Genomic DNA, 16,958 nt, shown 5'->3' with positions numbered 1-16,958 from the left:
GTGACCGCTCCCCACCCGTCAGGAGAACCCCGCCATGCTCGTACACCCCTGGGACGCCGCCCTCGACGCCGCCGAGTGGCGCGGCTGGATCGACGACGGCCACGACTTCGGCCAGCTCGTCGTCAACGGGGTCCCCGGCGAGCCGCCCGCCGTCGTCCCCACCCACTTCTGCGCCGACGGCACGACCCTGCTCGTCCACCTGGCCCGGCCCAACCCCGTCTGGCGCGCCCTGGAGCGCGACCCGCGCGTCGTGCTGAGCGTCGTGGGCGACTACGCCTTCGTCCCCGGCACCTGGCGGGCCCCGGCCGGCACCCCGCCCGAGGACGGCGTCCCCACCAGCTACTACTCCGCCGTGCAGTTCACCTGCCGGGCCGAGATCGTCGACGGCGCGGCGGACAAGGCCGAGCTCCTGCGGCGCCAGCTCGCCCACTTCCAGCCCGCCGGGGACCACGCGGACGTCCATCCCGGCCGGCCCCCGTACGGGCGGATGCTGCCCGGCATCCGCGGGCTGCGCCTCCACGTCTCCTCGGTGCTCGCGAAGTTCAAGTACGACGACCACAAACCCCTCCGGCACCGCGAGTCCGTGGCGGACCGGCTGAGCGCCCGGGACCAGGGCCTGGACGCCCCGGCCGCCCGCCGCCAGCGGCGCCGCCTCGACCGGGTCGGCGCGTGGGACCCCGAGGGGCGCTGACGGGCACCCCGGCCCGCCCTCCGGCGTCACGCGCTCCCGGGGCCGGCGTCCCATGTCACCGCGAGCAGTGCCATGTCGTCGGAGATGCAGCCGCCCGTGTGCCTGCTGACATCCGTGAGAAGTGCGTCGAGCAGCGCGTCCGGCCCCGGGAACTCACGCCCGGTCAGCCCGGCGACGGGGTCGTAGAAGACCCCGGCCCGGTCGCGCGCCTCGGTGAGCCCGTCGGTGTACAGCAGAAGGGTCGACCCCTGGGGGAACGGCACCGTGTCGATGCGGTCCTCGCCGGTGCCCAGCCCCGCGAGCCCCAGCGGAAGGGCGGGCTCCGACGGTTCCGCGCAGCGCACCCGGCCGCCGTGCAGCAGCAGCGGCGCCGGGTGGCCGCGGTTGACCAGTCGCAGCTCCCCGCCCGAGTGCGGGATCTCGGCCAGGGCGCCGGTGACGAACCCCTCGGTCCGCTCCAGCCCCGCCCGCCGGTCCGCCTCCCGCCGCAGCGCCCGCTCCAGCCTGGCCGCGACCCCCACGAGCGTGGGCTCGTCGTCGGCCGCCTCCCGGAACACCCCCAGCGCCACGTCCACCGCCTTGACCGCGTCCATGCCCTTGCCCCGTACGTCGCCCACCAGGCAGCGCACCCCGTACGGGGTGTCCTGCACGCCGTACAGGTCGCCGCCGATCTGCGCGTCCCGCACCGCCGCCTGGTAGCGCACCGCGATCCGGAAGGACCCGACCGAGGCCGGCGGCTCGGGCAGCACGGCGCTCTGCACGGCGAGCGCGACCTTGCGCGCCGACTGGAGCCGCACGTCGCTGTAGTACATGAGGCGGTTGACGAGGACGGCGAAGGCCGAGACGGTCGCGACCGCCGCCAGCTCGCTCCGCCCGCCCGAATCGTCCATGAAGCCGAAATGGGTGAGCAGCGCGAAGTCGGCGACACAGGCGCCGATGCCCGCCAGGACCGTCGCCCGCAGCGACAGCAGCGCGGCGGCCGTCATCGGCGCGGCCGTGTACAGCGCCTCGGCGCTGAAGTGCGGAGCGGTGTGGTAATCGAGGAGGGCGCCTCCGACGAGCAGGAGGAGCGGCAGCCACCCCACATGACGCAGGCACCAGCGCCACACGCCGGTAGGGCCCGCACTCGGTGACCTCACGCGCCAGCTCCCGCTCTCCTGTGCCGTACAAAGCCGGACAACACGCTCAAGCATCCCCGGGCCGGATTGCGGCTGCCAGTCATGGCGCGGCTGTACGGGTACCCGTCGGACGGCCGCCCGGTCCCGCACGGGAGCGGTACGGAAGAGGCGGGCGGGAGACACGCGGCGGTACGCACCGGCCCGGCGCCGGCCCCGCGTATCGGAGCCCGTTCCGAGGGTAGGCGCAGGGAGCACGTCCCGACGCGCCGGTGAAGGGGAAGCATCATGTCCGATCACAAGACAGCGCTCGCGTCCGACGGCCTCGCCGATCCCATGGCCAATCCCGAGGTCAAGCACGCCAGGCTCACACTGAAGCAGTCGGAGGACGGCACGCTGACGCTGACGGTGAGCGAGGGCAACGCCATCGCCAAGGGGATCCGCGTGGAGGACGAGGCGGGCAAACTGCTCGCGGCCTACGTCGCCCTGTCCGTCGACGACCTCAGCGTGGCCAAGTCGATGCAGAGCGCGGTGTCCGGAGCGGTCGCGCACACCATCGACGGCATATCGGAGAAGCAGGCCGCGAAGGCCGAGGCACCGTCAGGCATCATCGTCGGCCAGGCGGGCCCCGACACGCCCGTGAAGCTGAGCCCGGACGAGTTCCGCGAAAAGGTCGTGGCCACCTTGGCGAACGACCTCGTCGACCTGTCACGCGACCTCCGCCGCTGACCGCGGCCATGGGGCACCGCCCGTACGACGAGTACGCCTCCGGCACGCCGGCCCGCTCCCGGTCGTGCGCGCACCTGTCACCGGGTGCGCGCACGGCGAAGGGCTACGGGCGGTTCCTCCCGCGCATGGACTTGTGGATGATCTTCCATTCGCGGGTCTTCTCCGCCCTCAGCCGGGCGTCGGTGCGGGAGGCCGCCCAGGCCGCCTCCCGCTGGAGCTTGCGCCAGGAGGCCAGCCGCCGTTCGGGCAGCTCACCCTCCTCGACCGCCGCCAGCACCGCGCAGCCCGGCTCCGCCTCGTGGACGCAGTCGTGGAACCGGCACCGGGCGGCCAGCTCCTCGATCTCCGAGAAGACCTGGGTCAGGCCTTCCTCGGCGTCGTAGAGCCCGACGCTGCGCAGTCCGGGCGTGTCGATGATCAGGCCGCCGTCGGGGAGGACCAGCAGCTGGCGGTGGACGGTGGTGTGCCGGCCGCGCCCGTCGGCCGCCCGGATCTCCTGGGTGGCCATGCGACCGGCCCCGGCCAGGGCGTTGACGAGCGTCGACTTGCCCGCGCCGGACCTGCCGAGCAGGACGGCCGTCCGGCCGGCCGGGAGCCGCACCTCCTCCAGGCCTTCGCCCGTGGCCGACGAGACCGCCCGGACGGTCGCCCCGGGCGCGGCCGCCTCCACCTCGGAGAGGTCCACCGAGGCGAGGTCGGCCTTGGTGACCAGCACCACCGGCTGGGCGCCGCTCTCCCAGGCCAGGGCCAGGAAACGTTCGATCCGGCCCAGGTCGACCCCGGGCACGGCCGGTTCGGCGATGTAGACGACGTCCACGTTGGCGGCCAGTACCTGGCCGTGCGAGACGCCCGGGGTGACACCGGCGCGGACGATCGCGGTCCGGCGCGGCAGGACCTCCTGGATCTCGCCCTGGAGGGCCACCCAGTCGCCCACGCAGGGGAGCGCGACCGGGTCGGCGGCGGCGGCCCGCTTGAGCGCGCCGCTGTGGGCCGCGCGTGCCTCGCCGTCGGCGGTGAGCACGTCACACGTGCCACGGTCGACGCGCGTGACCCGCGCGGGAAGGTGATCCGGCTTCAGGGACGCGGCGAAGCCGTCGTCCCAGCCGAGAGTGGAAAGGTCGTGAGAGACAGAAGCCAACGGAGTGGCGCCCTTCGGGAAGACGGGCAGCCCCCGGAGCGACGGCTCAGGCGGGTGCCCGGGAAGACAGGACTCGGGACGGGCCTGCCACAGCGACGTTCTTCATCCGGCCCTCCAAGGTGTCCGTCCGCGCTTCCCGCGGCTCTCGTCCACGCTATCCGGGCCGCCCCGCCGAGAGCGAACGATTTTCGGTGGGCACCCGGGTCGCCGCGCGCCCGCCGCGGCGGCCCGCCCGCCCGGGATCAGTGCTCGTCGTGATGCCGGCGCCCCGGGTGCCGCAGACGCATCCAGATGTCCCTGGCGTGCCGGCCGGCTTCTGTCCGGCTGCCGGCGACCAGCAGCCGTGCCTCCTCCGGCGTCTCCACCATCGGCCCCGAGCCGCGCAGCGGCCGGCCCGCCGTCTCGTGGAGGAAGAACGCCGAGACGAGCCCGATCGCCCCCGCCGCCATCAGGTAGTACGCGGGAACCATGGTGTCGCGCGTCGACTCGAGGAGGGCGGACACCGCCAGGGGAGTGGTGCCGCCGAAGAGCGACACGGAGATGTTGTACGAGACGGACAGCGCCCCGTAACGCAGCCGGGTCGGGAAGAGCGCCGGCAGCGTCGCGGCGGAGGTCCCCGCGAAGCACACCAGCAGCAGCCCGAGGATCAGGCAGCCGAAGGCGGGGAGGAGGGCCCCGCCGGCCCGGACCAGGAGCATCGAGGGGACGGCGAGCGCGATCAGGGCGGCGCTGCCCGCCATGAACATCGGCCTGCGCCCCCAGAGGTCGGAGGAGCGGCCCACCACCGTGATGGTCAGGGCCACCAGGACCATGGTGCCGAGGATCAGCAACTGCGCGGTCGTGGGGTCCTCGCCGAGCGTCTGGGTCATGTACGTCGGCAGGTACGAGGTGACCATGTAGCTGGTGACGTTGTAGACGACCACCAGGCCCATGCAGATCAGCACCGCCTGCCAGTGCCCGGTGAAGATCTCCTTGAGCCGCCCGCGGCCGGACTGGCGCGCCTCCTCCACCTCGTCGTCCCCCGTGCCGGCCCCGGCCGTACGCTCCCGCGCGGCCTCGGTCTCCGCGCGGAAGGCGGGCGTCTCCTCCAGGCGCATCCGCATGTACAGGCCGATCAGCCCGAGCGGCCCGGCGACCAGGAACGGCAGCCGCCATCCCCAGTCCGTCATCCCGTCCGTCCCCAGGACCACGGTGAGCACCGTCACCAGACCCGACCCCAGCGCGTAACCGACGAACGTCCCGAAGTCGAGCCAGCTGCCCAGGAATCCACGGCGGGTGTCGGGCGCGTACTCGGCGATGTACGTGGTGGCCCCTGCGTACTCGCCGCCCGTCGAGAAGCCCTGCACCAGACGGCAGACGAGCAGCAGCAGCGGTGCGACGAACCCGGCCGTCGCGTAGGCCGGCAGGAAGCCGACGGCGAAGGTGCTCACCGCCATCATGATCATCGTGGCGGCGAGCACCCGCTGGCGCCCGATGCGGTCGCCGAGCGGCCCGAAGACCAGGCCGCCGAGCGGCCGGACGAGGAAGGCGGCCGCGAAGGTGGCGAAGGTGGAGATGACCTGCGCGCCGGACGAACTGGAGGGGAAGAAGACCTTCCCCAGGGTGACCGCCATATAGGCGTACACCCCGAAGTCGAACCACTCCATCATGTTGCCCAGCGCGGCCGCGAGCACCGCCCGGCGGACCTCGGGGCGGTCGGTGACCGTGACGTCCTCGATGCTCAGCGACTTCTTGCGACGCCGCAGCAAGGTGCGGAGCATCCTGTCGGTGGCCACCGCGCCGCCGCGCGAGGGGGCGGCGCGTCCGGGCTTCGGGGTCTTCCTGCGATCGGCGCTCACGGTCACCTGCCGGTGGGTCGGGGTACAGCTCCTGGGGCTCCTGGGGCGTTCACATACTCATGGGCCGCATCTTGCGGTTCATGCATTGAACCCCGCCCGGCCCTCCGCGCGGCCCCGACCCGCCCGGGGCCCGGCAGCCGACGGACGGTTGGTCCCGGCCGGTGCCGGCGACCGCCGTGTTCCGGCCGGCCGGAAGCCTCTTCTGGTATGCGTCGTAGGACGTCTCACGACGCCGCCCGGCACAAGACACCCCGGAGGACGCCATGACGAGCACGCCGAGTGACCCGGCCGACGCGCTGCCCGGCCGCCCGCCCGTCGCCGATCTGGCCACCTGGCAGGCCGCCCGTGACGCGCTCCTGGCCCGCGAGAAGGCCCACACCCGCGAGGGCGACGCCCTCGCTGCGGCCCGCCGCCGGCTGCCGATGGTGGAGTTCGACGGGACGGCCGAGGTCATCGGGGACGACGGCCCGGTCCCGTTCCTGGACCTGTTCCAGGGCCGTGACGAGCTCGTCGTCTACAAACACATGTGGTACGACGGCGCGCCGCACCAGGGACAGTGCGAGGGCTGCACCACCACGGCCTGGCACATGAAGGACGCCGTCTACCTCAACGCCCGCGGCGTCTCGTTCGCCCTCCTCACCACCGGCCGTTGGGACGAGGTGGTGCCCTACGTCGCGTTCATGGGTTACACCCAGCCCTGGTACTCGGTGCGGGGCGTGGAGGAGCCGATCGGCGGGGAAATGGGGCACATCGCCTGCTTCCTGCGCGACGGCGACCGCGCGTTCCTCACCTACTCCACGACCGGGCGTGGCAACGAACCGGTCAACGGGTCGCTCGGCCTGCTCGACATGACGCCCTACGGCCGTGGCGAGGCGTGGGAGGACAACCCCGAGGGACGGCCCGTGATCGGCGACGTCCGCGAGGGGTACCCGTCCGTGGGCCGCCAGGCCTGCTGGTACTGGCGCTCGGACGCGGACGGGAACGCCACCTGGGGCCCGACCAGCCGGCCCGTGCCGCAGTGGACCCGCCCCGGCGCGACCCCCGTGGAGACCCTCGGCCGGCACGAGCACTGACGCGCGTTCGCGGCCGGGTCACACCTGACGTCCGGTCGGATCGGATCCTCCCGGCCGCCCGCGCCACGTTCGGTACACCTCTGCGGGGCCCGCCGGCCTCAGGGCCGGAGTGCGAGGTGGTACTCGGCGGCCCGCCGGTCGGTCGGGGTGAAGCCCAGGGCGCGCATCGCCTCGACGAGCGCGTCGTCGCGGGAGTCCGCGTACGCCTCCGCCTCGCCGGCCTCGGGGTGCTCGGCGCTCACCTTGCCCAGCACCGCGGCGAGGAGCTCCGTGAGTCCGGCGGCCGTCCCCTCCTCCTCGCGGTCGTGTGCCAGGACCGCCGTACCGCCCTCGACCTCCACGTCGAACAGGGCGCCGTCGAGCCCGAGCCGGAAAGCGGCGCCGTCCGGGGCGGGCAGGCTCCGCACCGCGTCCCCGGCCGGGCCCGTGCGCGCGGCCGGCAGGGTGAGCCGCCACCAGCGGTAGATCTCCCCGCCCTCGGTCGCGCCCAGTTCCGCCACGGCCCGCTCGGGCATCCCGTCGGTCTCCGCGACCCACCGCAGCACCGTGCCGCCGGCTTCCCGCGCGACCCGCGCCGCCTCCCGCATCAGCGGTACCCAGGTGTCGTCGGTGGCGTCCGGCAGCGCGACGATCCTCAGCGCGCTGTCCTCCGCGCCCAGGTCGAGCAGCGCGACCGAGCCGACGACGGTGTCCCCGTCGCGGGCCACGGCGACCGCCAGCGTGCGGTCGTCGTCGGGCCAGTGACCGGCGGGGGCGGTGTCGCGGTCATGAAAAGTCTCGAAAGCGGAAGTCATGCCTCCAACCTCTCATATCGATCGAACAGATGTTCCGACCGACACTCCGCCCAGGCTTCGGAGGTACAGGAATTACTTGACTGGCTTAAATGTTGGTGTTTACATCGAAGTGGTTGCTTGAGGACATCAAGCAAGCGTCGTTCCAGCCCCACAACCGCGATCGAGGCTCCCGTGCACCACCCCGCCCCCGAGCGGCCCGCCCAGGCCGTCGCCCGCCTGCGCGCCACCTTCCGCACCGGCCGCACCAAGCCCACCGAGTGGCGCACGGCCCAGCTGCGCGGCCTGCGCGCGATGCTCACCGAGCGCGACGCGGAGCTCACCGCCGCCCTCCACGCGGACCTCGGCAAGAGCGCGTACGAGGCCTACCGCACCGAGATCGACTTCACGATCCGCGAGATCGACCACACCCTCGACCACCTCGACGCCTGGCTGCGCCCCGAGCCGGCCCCCGTCCCGCCGCACCTGGGCGAGGCCACGGCCTGGACGCAGTACGACCCGCTGGGCGTCGTGCTGGTCATCGCGCCCTGGAACTACCCCGCGCAGCTGCTGCTCGCCCCCATGGTGGGGGCGCTCGCCTCCGGCAACGCGGTCGTCGCCAAGCCCAGCGAGCTGGCGCCCGCCACCTCCGCCGCCCTCGCCCGCCTCCTGCCCCGGTACCTCGACACCGACGCGGTGGCCGTCGTCGAAGGCGGCGTCCCCGAGACCACGGCCCTGCTCGCGGAGCGCTTCGACCACATCTTCTACACCGGCAACGGCACCGTCGGCCGCATCGTCATGGCGGCCGCCGCCGAGCACCTCACCCCGGTCACCCTGGAGCTGGGCGGCAAGTCGCCGGTGTTCGTCGACCGTGACGCCGACCTGGCGACCGTCGCGGCGCGGCTCGCGGCCGGCAAGTTCCTCAACGCCGGCCAGACCTGCGTCGCGCCCGACTACGTCCTCACGGATCCCGGGACGGCCCGCGCGCTGGAACCCGCCCTGGTGGAGGCCGTCGAGAAGCTCTACGGGCCCACCCCGGCGACGTCCGACGCCTACGGGCGGATCGTCAACGAGCGCCACTTCGACCGGCTGACCGCCCTGCTCGGCTCCGGCCGCGTCGTGACCGGCGGCGGCAGCGACCGCGCCACGAAGTACATCGCCCCGACCGTCCTGGCCGATGTGTCCCCCGAGGCGCCGGTGATGCGGGAGGAGATCTTCGGACCCATCCTGCCGATCGTCACGGTCCCAGGCCTGGACGAGGCCATCGCCTTCATCAACGACCGCGACAAGCCGCTGGCGCTGTACGCCTTCACCGAATCCGCGACGACCCGCCGCCGCCTCGCCGCCGAGACCTCCTCCGGCGGCCTCGGTCTCGGCCTGCCGCTCGCTCACCTCACGGTCTCCGACCTGCCGTTCGGCGGTGTCGGTGAGAGTGGCATGGGTAACTACCACGGCCGCTACTCGATCGAGACGTTCAGCCACCGGAAGGCCGTTCTGGAGAAGCCGCTGTCCTGAGAGGCGTACGCGCCCTGGGAGTTCGGGCGCCACCGTGCCCCGGGCCCTGTGGTGCCGGGACCGCCGGCGGCGGCGGTCCTGAGGCCGCCGGGTGAGCCGGGGGAGCCGTGCCCCTACCGGTTGGTAGCCGAGTGTGATCCCCTGTTGCCTGCCCGCCGGCCCGGCGGGCGACCGGAGTTGGAGATTCCGCTCCGGTCGCTGTCCCCAGCCCACACGGGAAGTGATCGTATGCTGCGCGCGTTGCGTGCCCTCGGCCTCGCCGCCCTCCTGGCGGTCGTGCCTCTCGCCGCCGCCACCCCGTCCGCGAGCGCGGACGCCCGCACGGCCGTCGGTGGCGGCACCGGACTCATCTTCCGGATCTCGCCGACCCCGGAGGCGCCCACCAGCTATCAGATATGCACCCTCACCGCGGTCGGCCGTGACACGGCCGGCAACCTGGTGGGCCTGACCAACGCCCACTGCTTCATCGACGACAAGGGCAACAAGCTGGTCGGCGAGAAGGTCTACCGCGACTCCTCGCCCGCGGGCACGGCCGCGGCCCCGGCACCGCTCACCGACAGCCGCCCCGACCTGGAGGCGGGCGTCATCGGCACGGTGACGTACGTCAGCACGCCCAACAACCTGCTCAACACCGGGCCCAAGGGCCTGGACTACGCGGTGATCAAGCTGGACGAGAGCAGAGTCGCGCCCACCGCGACCGTCGGCGGGGTGACCATCAGCTCGATCGGAGCCCCGCCCGCCAACGGCGTCCGCATGTGCAAGGAAGGCCACCGCACCGGCCTCACCTGCGGCATCAAGCTGGGCACCAACGGCATGTGGTTCACCCACCTCATCTGGACCAACGGCGGTGACTCCGGTTCCCCCGTCGTGGTCGGCCAGACGCTGGTCGGCAACGCCTGGGGCGCCCAGCACAGCTCGCCGATCCTGAGCATCATCGCCGAGATGAACGCCAACGGCGGCGTCGGCGCGGGCTTCCACCTCGCGACCTGATCGGCTCCCGCGCATCCACGGGCCCGTCCCGGCATCCTCGCCGGGACGGGCCCGTGGCCGTTCCCCCGCCCGGGTCCGGGCGGGGGAACGGGCGTCAGCACGGTCCTCGGACCGGTCTCAGCAGCCGGAGGCCCAGGTGTGGGAGCCGCCCTTGTCGTTCACGTCCCCCTGTAGCCGACCTCCTGGCCGGGGGCCAGACAGAGGTTGACACGCCCCAGCAGCTTGCGGCCCTCGTAGACCTTCACGTGGTCCTTGACACCCGGCCCGGAGACGCCGTGGTTCGCCCAGGAGGAGTCGTGCTTGAACATGTCGCCCTCCCACCAGTGGTCGTCGCCGCTGTGCTCGATCTTCATGCCGTCGAAGTTCGCGTTCGTCCAGACGCAGAAGTAGCCGCTGCGGCAGTCCGCCGCCTGAACGGTGGCCGAGGTGGCCAGGACGGCGCCGGTGGAGATCAGGGTGGCGGCGAGGAAAGCGGTGAGGCGCTTCATGGTCGTGGTTCTCCCGTGGGTAGTGGTTCGTCGAGAAGGGCAGTGGCTTCGGAGAGGGCGTGCGCGCGCAGCCGCCGCCAGTCGGCGATCTCGGCACCGTGCGACGCACGGACCTCGGTGAGGCTGCGGTGGGTGTGTTCGGCCTCGGGCCGGAGGTTGTTGACGACCACCGACGTGCGGAACCAGCGGCGCTGGTCGCCGTAGAGCCGCCGCTGGGCCGCGGCCAGGCAGCCGTCGGTGTGGGCGCGGACGACATAGCCGGTGGGCAGGGCGACGGAGAGCTCCGTCCGGCCCGTCCCGAAGAGCGCGGCGTTCACCCGCCGTTGCTCCGCCGCCGGCGACGGGCCCTGTCCCGGACGCGGCGGTGCGAGGCCCTGACGCGTGAGACAGACGTCGGTCAGGCGCTGGGTCGCGGCCTTGACCACCTCGTCCGGAGCGGGCCGGTGGGCGGGCTCCGCGCATCCGGTCAGGAGGCACGCGGCCATGAGAAGGCCGGCGAGGAGCGGGAGGGCGGCCGGCGGACGGGCCGGCCGGGTGCGAGGGCGCATGTGCGGATCAGCCCGGCTCACGCCCCCAGGCGTCTCCCGGGGCCGGTCGGTGGAGCTCCGGCCGGAGGTGCCTCCGTCCCGGTGGTACGTCCTCGTCCGCGGGCGTGCCCGCAGTCGTGGTGCGAGCCGTGCTGGACGTGGCGGAGGCGGTGACGGGTCGGCGCATGTGCGGAGGGTCCCCCGAGAGGCGGTGATCGGCCTGTGCACGGCCACTCTCCCCAGCCGTGACGGAGCCATGCGCCCTATCACCCGTAAAGGTGACTATAGAGGCAGGATGTGCGACAGAGCCTCTTCGTGCCCTTTGGGTTCTCCGAGTTCTTCCGGCGACGGGCGCCGACGGCGCCGTGAACCCCCGAGGGCGGTCCGATCCCGCCGGACGCCTGCCGGGCCGCCCGTCCCCGGTCTAGCCTGGCGGCCATGAACGTACCGGGGGACATGGTCGACGGCCGGTTCGAGCTGATCGCGCGGCTCGGCGCCGGCGGCATGGGAACGGTGTGGCGGGCCCGGGACACGATGCTGGACCGCGAGGTCGCCCTCAAGGCCGTCCGGTCCGACACGGCCCCCTCCCACGACACGCGCGAACGCGTACTGCGGGAAGCCCGGGCCCTCGCCCGCCTCAGCCACCCGCACGTTGTGACGATCCATCACATCGTGGACACGGAACCCCACCCGTGGATCGTGATGGAACTCGTCGGCGGCACCTCCCTCCAGGAGAGACTCGGCACCGGCCCCCTGTCCCCGGCGGAGACGGCGCGCATCGGCCGGCAAGTGCTCTCCGCGCTGCGGGCGGCGCACACCGCGGGCATCCGGCACCGGGACGTCAAACCCGCCAACATCCTGCTGCGCGCCGACGGCACCGCGGTCCTCACCGACTTCGGCATCGCGGCACTGAGCGGCTCCACGTCGCTCACCGCCACCGGCGAACTCATCGGCTCACCCGAGTACATCGCACCCGAGCGGATCCGCGGCCAGGACGACGACCCCGCGTCCGACCTCTGGTCCCTGGGCCTGGTGCTGTACGTGTGCGGCGAAGGCGTCAGCCCGCTGCGCCGGCCCACCACCCTGGCCACCCTGGCGGCGGTGCTCGACGACCCCGTGCCGCCGCCGGTGCGCTCCGGGCCGCTCGCCCCCGTCCTCCAGGCGCTGCTCGTCCGGGACCCGGCCGCCCGCCCCGACGCCGCACGGCTCGACGCGATGCTGGCGCAGGCGGAGTCGGGCACGGCGCCTCAGTGGGCGCGGCCGACGGTCACCGCGCCCGCGCCTCCGGCACCCGCCGGGCCCATACCGCCCGTGCCCACCCGGCGCGACGGCCCACGGCCGGCGCCGGCGTCCGGGAACACCCGGGGCCGGCCGCGCGGCCGGACGGCGGTCGTCCTCGCCCTGGCCGCGGTCCTGGTCATCGCCGCGACGACCGCGCTCGTACTCACCCTGCGCGGCCAGGGGGACGACCGGGTGTCCGCCGGCGCGAGCCCCTCCGCCGCCGCGCCACCGGCCGCCTCGGCGCCACCGTCCCCCGCCCGGCAGCAGAACCCCACGCCCCGGCGGACACCCGACGAGGAGCCCGCCACGTCCGCCGCGCCGCGGCCGTCCGTACCGGCCGTGACGCGGGACCGCTGGATCGCCCAGCTCTTCTCCGAGCCCCTCGGCTCCGGCACCGCCGCCCGCGACCGGCGGCTCGCCGCCGTCCGGCGGACCGTGCCCGAGGCGATCCACCTCCGCAGCGACGACTACGCCTCGCTGCGCCCCGGCTACTGGGTGATCTACGCCCCGGGCCCGTTCGGCGACGGCCGCGCGGCCCTGTCCTTCTGCGACGCGCGCGGTCTGACCTCGGCCAACGCGTGCATCGGCCGCTATCTGAGCCTGAGCGCGGACGACTTCGGGCTCCAGTGCCGCCCTCCGGCGTCCAGCCCGAGAGGCCGCTGCACCCGCGCCTGACCGCGCCTCCGCCGCCGGGAACACCGCGCTCCGCCGCCGGCCACCCGGCCGGGCCCGGGCATCAGCTCGTGCAGAAGCGCTTCACCGCCTTCAGGAACTCCTCGGGGTCGATCCGCCCGCTGCCGTCGGCGTCGAGCTCGGCGATGCCACCCCGGGCCCGGCGAGCGGCTTGCGGTCTTCGCTCTGACGGGTGAACACCATCCGTGTCCGGTACGGCACTTGACCCGGTCTCGGGCCTGTACACGCCTCGTGCGCGGTGGTGGCATGGATGCCGCGCGGCGGTCCTGCGGAAGAACGGAACAGCGGAAGAGCGACGGAAGGGGTTCCCCTTGTTCACTCCCGTGCTGATCGCCGGTACCGCCGCGGCCTTGGTGGCGGCCGCGCTGTCACCCGCACCGGCCGCCTCCGGGGAGCCGCCTCCGTCGGGCAGGGTCTTCATGGAGATCAGGACGGTCGTGGGCCACTGTTCCTCAAGGTATATGTCGGTGGCGGTCTCGCCGGACAACACCGAGTTCACCGTCCGGTCCGGTGGCCTCTCCGTCCGGGTGGCCGCCGGCTCGAAGCCGTCCGACGCCCGCAAGAACTGCCAGATGACCCTGGACGCGGATCTCCCGCAGGGCTACACGTACGCGATCGCCGGGACGCGCTACGGAGGCTTCGGTTCCTTGGAGAAGGGGGCCGGAGGTCAGGTGAAAGCCGGCAACTACTTCCAGGGCTCGCCGTCGACGACCTCTGTGTCCCACCCCTTCTCCGGCCCGTTCGAGGGCGGGTGGGAGGAGTCCGACGTCACCGATGAGAGGAACCTCGTCTTCGCCCCGTGCGGAGAGGACCGGCTTCTCAACCTCACCATGGCGTTGCAGGTGGACGCGGGTACCTCCAGCCCTTCGGCGACCGGCAGTCACCTCAATTTCGGCGCGACGCCCGACAGCGCCGACACGGTCTACCGCCTCGCCTGGAAACGCTGCCCCACGACCTGAGACGGGACCGCCCCGGTGCGGCCCGGCGCGCTCAGGAGCGCTTGACCGTGATGGCCCCGCTGCCGGTCTTCAGCTGGAGCCGGCGCGTGCCCGACGGGTCGTTGGGCACGGCGATGTCCTGGCCGCCGCTCTTGGTCTCGGCGGTCACCTGGTACCGCCCGCTGCCCGGGGTGGTCAGGGTGACGGCACCGCTGCCGGCCTCCGCCCGTACGTCCTGGGGCGAGGAGACGGTGAGCGTGATGGCACCGCTGCCGGTCTCGGCCTCGACGGGCCCGCCCTTGAGCCCGCGCCCGGTGATCGCACCGCTGCCGGCCCGCACGTCGACCGGACCGAGGGTGTCGAACAGGTCGATGGCCCCGGAGCCGGTCGTCACCTTCACGGCGCCCGCCCCGGACAGCTTGACCGCGCCGCTGCCGGTCCCGCCCGTCACCGGCAGCCCCGCCGGCAGGTCGATGTCGTAGGCCACCGAGCAGTCCTCGCCGCAGCCGTTCAGGATCAGCACACCGTTCTCCACGCGGTGCGTCGCGCCTTCCGGGCGGTCCCCGCCGTACTCCACGTACCGGTGCATCCTCACCTCGGTGGCCCCCTCCTTGCCGCGCAGGGTCACCCCGCCGGAGCCGGTGTCGAGCCGCACGGAGGTGATCTTCTGCGACAGGGTGGCGTCGTCCTCGAAGTTCTCCCTGGTCAGGCCGCAGGCGCTGAGGCCGCCGACGGCGATTCCGGCCGTCACGACGGCGGTGAGCAGACGCAGGGGACGCGCACGCATGAACTTTCCACCATTCCTGGGATACGAGGGTCGCCGTCGGACGTTCCGACGGGAACCCCGACGAGGCTACGTGCCCGCCCGCGAGCGCGGACATGGGGTAAACCCCCGTATGCGGGAGGGCACGCTCACCACCACCGCGGCGCGTTCAGGCGGAGGCCGTGGGCGGCCGGTGCGCGGCCAGCCGGTCCTCCGCGTACGCGACGGCGTCGGCCAGGGGGAACAGCCGGGCCTCGGCCGCCCCCACCGCGCCCCGTACCACCGGCCGTTCCCTCTCGAAGGCGGCGCCCAGCCCGGCGAACCCCTCCTCGCTGATCGCGGTGTCGCGCACGGTGCTCCACCGGCGGCCCCGCGGCGTCATGACCGCGAAGGAGTTCTCGATCAGCGGCGGCTCGGGGAGCCGGTACTCGGCCAGATGGAACGCCGTGCACGAGGCGTAGCCGGCGCCCAGCAGGAGGACCCGTGCCCCGGCTTCCTCCAGCCGGGCGAGCGGGCTGCGTTCCCCGAGCCGGCAGTCGAGGGCGTGACCGTCCACCAACGCGGTGGCCCGCGGGCCCACGGCGGCGAAAGAGGTCTGCGGATGGGCGCTGCGGACGGCGCCCGGCCAGGTGCGGACGGTCTCCGGGACGATCCCGATGCCGTAGCCGGGGGTGGTGCGCGGGTCGTAGGCCGGGATCGACGCGCGGATGTCCTCCCACCACGCCTCGGGCACGGGCGGGTTGCACCATTCCGAGGGGTCGGAGTTGTCACCGGAGTGCGTGGGCACCACGAGCGTCCCGTCCTCGCCCAGGACGTCGAGCAGTGCCAGGACGACCGCGGGCGCGCCGCCGGACACCCACCCGAGCGAGCTGAGGGAGGTGTGTGCCAGGAGCGTCTCACCGGGGCGTACGCCCAGCGCCCGCAGCTCGGCGGCGAGCGACGCGCGCGTACACAGGGGGCCGGTCACAGGAGTCGTCGACATAACGGCCGAGTGTGCCCGAGCCCGTCCCCACAAACCACTGTATTTCTCGACAGCACCTCCTGCCCCGGCCGCCCCGGGTCCTTGTCCCACCCGGGGCGCCGCTACCGTACGTATCCGATCTTGAGGCCGGTACCGGAACGGGGCCGGGACGGAAGGGAATCCATGCGCACGGCAGCCGAGGACGAGATGCACGACGAGTTCTTCCCCCTCGTCCCGGCCCCCGAGGACGGCGCCCGCTGGCAGGCGCCCACCGATGTGGAACAGCACCTGTACAAGCTGAGCCGCAAGGGCGACCCCGACGCCTACCTGCGCACCCTCGCGATCGAAGGCGTCTACTACCCCGTACGCCTCGACCACGCGCAGGCGGCGCCCGCCGGCACCCACCCCATGCTCACCACGGAGACCCCCGACGGCGCCGTCGTCGCCCAGGTGTACACCCCGGGCCTGCTGCCGCGCCCGCACCCCGTCCTCGTCTACGAGTACGTCACCCTCGGCGCCCTCGCGCAGATCCTCCGCGACGACGTGGACATCCTCGCCGTCAACCCGGCCACGCCGTGCGAGCAGTACTTCCCGGCCGGCGACGAGGACCGCGACGCCTGGTTCGACCTCCACGGCGAACTGTTCGACCCGGACGCGCTCATGGACCGCGTCGTGACCCGCCGCACCGGCGCCCCCGCCCCCGGGCCGCTCCTGCACGGCCTGGCCTGCGGCGCGCACCTGTGCTTCACCAACGGCGACGCGTGGAACACCGCGCACTGGCACGGCATGGGCTACCGCGGCGAGCGCGAGCGGATCGCCGACGACTGGGGCGTCCACGACCGCGACGACTGGCTCGCGATCGAGGAGCGCCTCCTCGACCGGGAGGTCAGCCCCTGGTACTGGGACTTCGTCCTCGGCGCCCGGCACGCCCTCACACGGGCGGCCCCCGGCGCCCGCGTCGACCCCGAGCGGTGGCGTGACACCGTCGAATCCACCCTGCGCGTCCGCGCCCAGGAGACCGGCACCCCCACCGACGACCGCGAATTCGGCGAATTCACCGGCCACCTGCGCGCCCTGGTCGGCGAGATCCTGCGGTACGAGGCCCGCTTCCGCGCCGACGGCCTCCTGCCCCCCGACGGCACCGTCCGCTCCGTCGCCGCCTGGGACCTCGGCCGCGCCTCCAAGATGGCCCGCTGGGGCCGGGGCGCCCGCTACGCCACGGAATCCGAGATGCGCACGGCGATCGAACGCGCCTCCGCCGGAGCGCGGGACGTCTACGACTCCTGGGAGGAGTTCTCCGCCGGATACGTCCTCGGCCGGTGCCTCCACTTCGACGAGGAGCGGTTCGGCTCCTGGTACACCACGGTCCTCGACGCGCACCGCGCCCTGACCACGGACCCCGACAGCCCCTGGCGGACGGTTCCCTTCCACCTCGTGCCCTGAACCGG

The 16,958-nt window shown here is 73.4% G+C and carries 16 protein-coding genes; 8 read left to right on the top strand and 8 right to left on the bottom strand.

Annotation, left to right across the window (positions count from 1 at the left end; translation table 11 throughout):
- The first annotated feature begins 34 nt into the window (after positions 1-34).
- Positions 35-691 (top strand): FMN-binding negative transcriptional regulator, encoded by a 657-nt coding sequence (locus SMD11_RS02125; RefSeq protein WP_087924773.1) that lies wholly within the window; start codon positions 35-37, stop codon positions 689-691.
- Between the two features lie 26 nt (positions 692-717).
- Here the strand turns inward: SMD11_RS02125 and SMD11_RS02120 are convergent, their stop codons facing one another.
- Complete coding sequence (locus SMD11_RS02120; protein WP_234365851.1) at positions 718-1,830, bottom strand: PP2C family protein-serine/threonine phosphatase; 1,113 nt, start codon at positions 1,828-1,830, stop codon at positions 718-720.
- Positions 1,831-2,094: 264 nt separating this feature from the next.
- Between SMD11_RS02120 and SMD11_RS02115 the strand changes: the two genes are divergently transcribed.
- Positions 2,095-2,535, top strand: coding sequence for a hypothetical protein (locus tag SMD11_RS02115; RefSeq protein WP_087924771.1), 441 nt, complete (start codon positions 2,095-2,097; stop codon positions 2,533-2,535).
- A 103-nt stretch (positions 2,536-2,638) separates the two neighbouring features.
- On the opposite strand, the gene rsgA is transcribed toward SMD11_RS02115, so the two are convergent.
- Positions 2,639-3,673: a ribosome small subunit-dependent GTPase A gene (gene rsgA / locus SMD11_RS02110; protein ID WP_199843782.1), complete on the bottom strand. Its 1,035-nt coding sequence runs from the start codon at positions 3,671-3,673 to the stop codon at positions 2,639-2,641.
- A gap of 242 nt (positions 3,674-3,915) precedes the next feature.
- The gene (gene proP / locus SMD11_RS02105) at positions 3,916-5,433 is read right to left on the bottom strand and encodes a glycine betaine/L-proline transporter ProP (RefSeq protein WP_087930238.1); all 1,518 of its coding nucleotides are present in this window, start codon (positions 5,431-5,433) and stop codon (positions 3,916-3,918) included.
- Positions 5,434-5,774: 341 nt separating this feature from the next.
- Here proP and SMD11_RS02100 point away from each other — a divergent pair, with 341 nt between their 5' ends.
- On the top strand, positions 5,775-6,584 hold the full coding sequence (locus SMD11_RS02100) for a DUF899 family protein (protein ID WP_087924769.1): 810 nt from the start codon (positions 5,775-5,777) through the stop codon (positions 6,582-6,584).
- 98 nt (positions 6,585-6,682) lie between these two features.
- Here SMD11_RS02100 and SMD11_RS02095 read toward each other — a convergent pair whose 3' ends face one another.
- Complete coding sequence (locus SMD11_RS02095; RefSeq protein ID WP_234365850.1) at positions 6,683-7,378, bottom strand: hypothetical protein; 696 nt, start codon at positions 7,376-7,378, stop codon at positions 6,683-6,685.
- 171 nt (positions 7,379-7,549) lie between these two features.
- Between SMD11_RS02095 and SMD11_RS02090 the strand changes: the two genes are divergently transcribed.
- Entirely contained in the window at positions 7,550-8,869 is a 1,320-nt protein-coding gene (locus SMD11_RS02090; RefSeq protein ID WP_087924768.1) for an aldehyde dehydrogenase family protein, read from the top strand.
- Between the two features lie 228 nt (positions 8,870-9,097).
- A complete protein-coding gene (locus tag SMD11_RS02085; protein ID WP_087924767.1) occupies positions 9,098-9,859 on the top strand; it encodes a trypsin-like peptidase domain-containing protein in 762 nt (253 codons plus the stop codon).
- Between the two features lie 158 nt (positions 9,860-10,017).
- On the opposite strand, the gene SMD11_RS02080 is transcribed toward SMD11_RS02085, so the two are convergent.
- Positions 10,018-10,347, bottom strand: coding sequence for a peptidase inhibitor family I36 protein (locus tag SMD11_RS02080; RefSeq protein WP_324614676.1), 330 nt, complete (start codon positions 10,345-10,347; stop codon positions 10,018-10,020).
- Positions 10,344-10,895 carry a hypothetical protein gene (locus tag SMD11_RS02075; protein WP_087924766.1) on the bottom strand — a complete coding sequence of 184 codons (552 nt, stop codon included), beginning with the start codon at positions 10,893-10,895 and terminating at the stop codon, positions 10,344-10,346. Before SMD11_RS02075 ends, SMD11_RS02080 begins: the two co-directional genes overlap by 4 nt.
- A 417-nt stretch (positions 10,896-11,312) precedes the next feature.
- On the opposite strand from SMD11_RS02075, the gene SMD11_RS02070 reads away from it, so the two are divergent.
- Both SMD11_RS02070 and SMD11_RS02065 read left to right on the top strand, forming a co-directional pair.
- A complete protein-coding gene (locus SMD11_RS02070) occupies positions 11,313-12,830 on the top strand; it encodes a serine/threonine-protein kinase (RefSeq protein ID WP_087924765.1) in 1,518 nt (505 codons plus the stop codon).
- A gap of 329 nt (positions 12,831-13,159) precedes the next feature.
- A complete protein-coding gene (locus SMD11_RS02065; RefSeq protein ID WP_087924764.1) occupies positions 13,160-13,807 on the top strand; it encodes a DUF4360 domain-containing protein in 648 nt (215 codons plus the stop codon).
- A 31-nt stretch (positions 13,808-13,838) separates the two neighbouring features.
- Here the strand turns inward: SMD11_RS02065 and SMD11_RS02060 are convergent, their stop codons facing one another.
- Complete coding sequence (locus SMD11_RS02060; RefSeq protein ID WP_087924763.1) at positions 13,839-14,573, bottom strand: DUF4097 family beta strand repeat-containing protein; 735 nt, start codon at positions 14,571-14,573, stop codon at positions 13,839-13,841.
- A gap of 145 nt (positions 14,574-14,718) precedes the next feature.
- Positions 14,719-15,531, bottom strand: a complete 813-nt coding sequence (locus SMD11_RS02055) for an aminoglycoside N(3)-acetyltransferase (protein ID WP_087924762.1) — start codon at positions 15,529-15,531, stop codon at positions 14,719-14,721.
- A gap of 162 nt (positions 15,532-15,693) precedes the next feature.
- Here SMD11_RS02055 and SMD11_RS02050 point away from each other — a divergent pair, with 162 nt between their 5' ends.
- The gene (locus SMD11_RS02050; protein WP_087924761.1) at positions 15,694-16,953 is read left to right on the top strand and encodes a DUF1266 domain-containing protein; all 1,260 of its coding nucleotides are present in this window, start codon (positions 15,694-15,696) and stop codon (positions 16,951-16,953) included.
- The last annotated feature ends 5 nt before the right edge of the window (positions 16,954-16,958 follow it).

The organism is Streptomyces albireticuli (assembly GCF_002192455.1).
Taxonomy (GTDB): domain Bacteria; phylum Actinomycetota; class Actinomycetes; order Streptomycetales; family Streptomycetaceae; genus Streptomyces; species Streptomyces albireticuli_B.
Note: the sequence above shows the minus strand (reverse complement) of the source record. Positions and strands in the feature narration are given on the sequence as shown.

What these genes read in the sequence shown, in the direction of transcription:
- SMD11_RS02085 (WP_087924767.1), top strand. Translation starts at nt 9,098, where the DNA reads ATGCTGCGCGCGTTGCGTGCCCTCGGCCTCGCCGCCCTCCTGGCGGTC.
- SMD11_RS02050 (WP_087924761.1), top strand. Translation starts at nt 15,694, where the DNA reads ATGCGCACGGCAGCCGAGGACGAGATGCACGACGAGTTCTTCCCCCTC.
- proP (WP_087930238.1), bottom strand. Translation starts at nt 5,433, where the DNA reads ATGCTCCGCACCTTGCTGCGGCGTCGCAAGAAGTCGCTGAGCATCGAG.
- SMD11_RS02095 (WP_234365850.1), bottom strand. Translation starts at nt 7,378, where the DNA reads ATGACTTCCGCTTTCGAGACTTTTCATGACCGCGACACCGCCCCCGCC.
- SMD11_RS02100 (WP_087924769.1), top strand. Translation starts at nt 5,775, where the DNA reads ATGACGAGCACGCCGAGTGACCCGGCCGACGCGCTGCCCGGCCGCCCG.
- SMD11_RS02075 (WP_087924766.1), bottom strand. Translation starts at nt 10,895, where the DNA reads ATGCGCCCTCGCACCCGGCCGGCCCGTCCGCCGGCCGCCCTCCCGCTC.
- SMD11_RS02055 (WP_087924762.1), bottom strand. Translation starts at nt 15,531, where the DNA reads ATGTCGACGACTCCTGTGACCGGCCCCCTGTGTACGCGCGCGTCGCTC.
- SMD11_RS02125 (WP_087924773.1), top strand. Translation starts at nt 35, where the DNA reads ATGCTCGTACACCCCTGGGACGCCGCCCTCGACGCCGCCGAGTGGCGC.
- SMD11_RS02080 (WP_324614676.1), bottom strand. Translation starts at nt 10,347, where the DNA reads ATGAAGCGCCTCACCGCTTTCCTCGCCGCCACCCTGATCTCCACCGGC.
- SMD11_RS02060 (WP_087924763.1), bottom strand. Translation starts at nt 14,573, where the DNA reads ATGCGTGCGCGTCCCCTGCGTCTGCTCACCGCCGTCGTGACGGCCGGA.
- SMD11_RS02070 (WP_087924765.1), top strand. Translation starts at nt 11,313, where the DNA reads ATGAACGTACCGGGGGACATGGTCGACGGCCGGTTCGAGCTGATCGCG.
- SMD11_RS02115 (WP_087924771.1), top strand. Translation starts at nt 2,095, where the DNA reads ATGTCCGATCACAAGACAGCGCTCGCGTCCGACGGCCTCGCCGATCCC.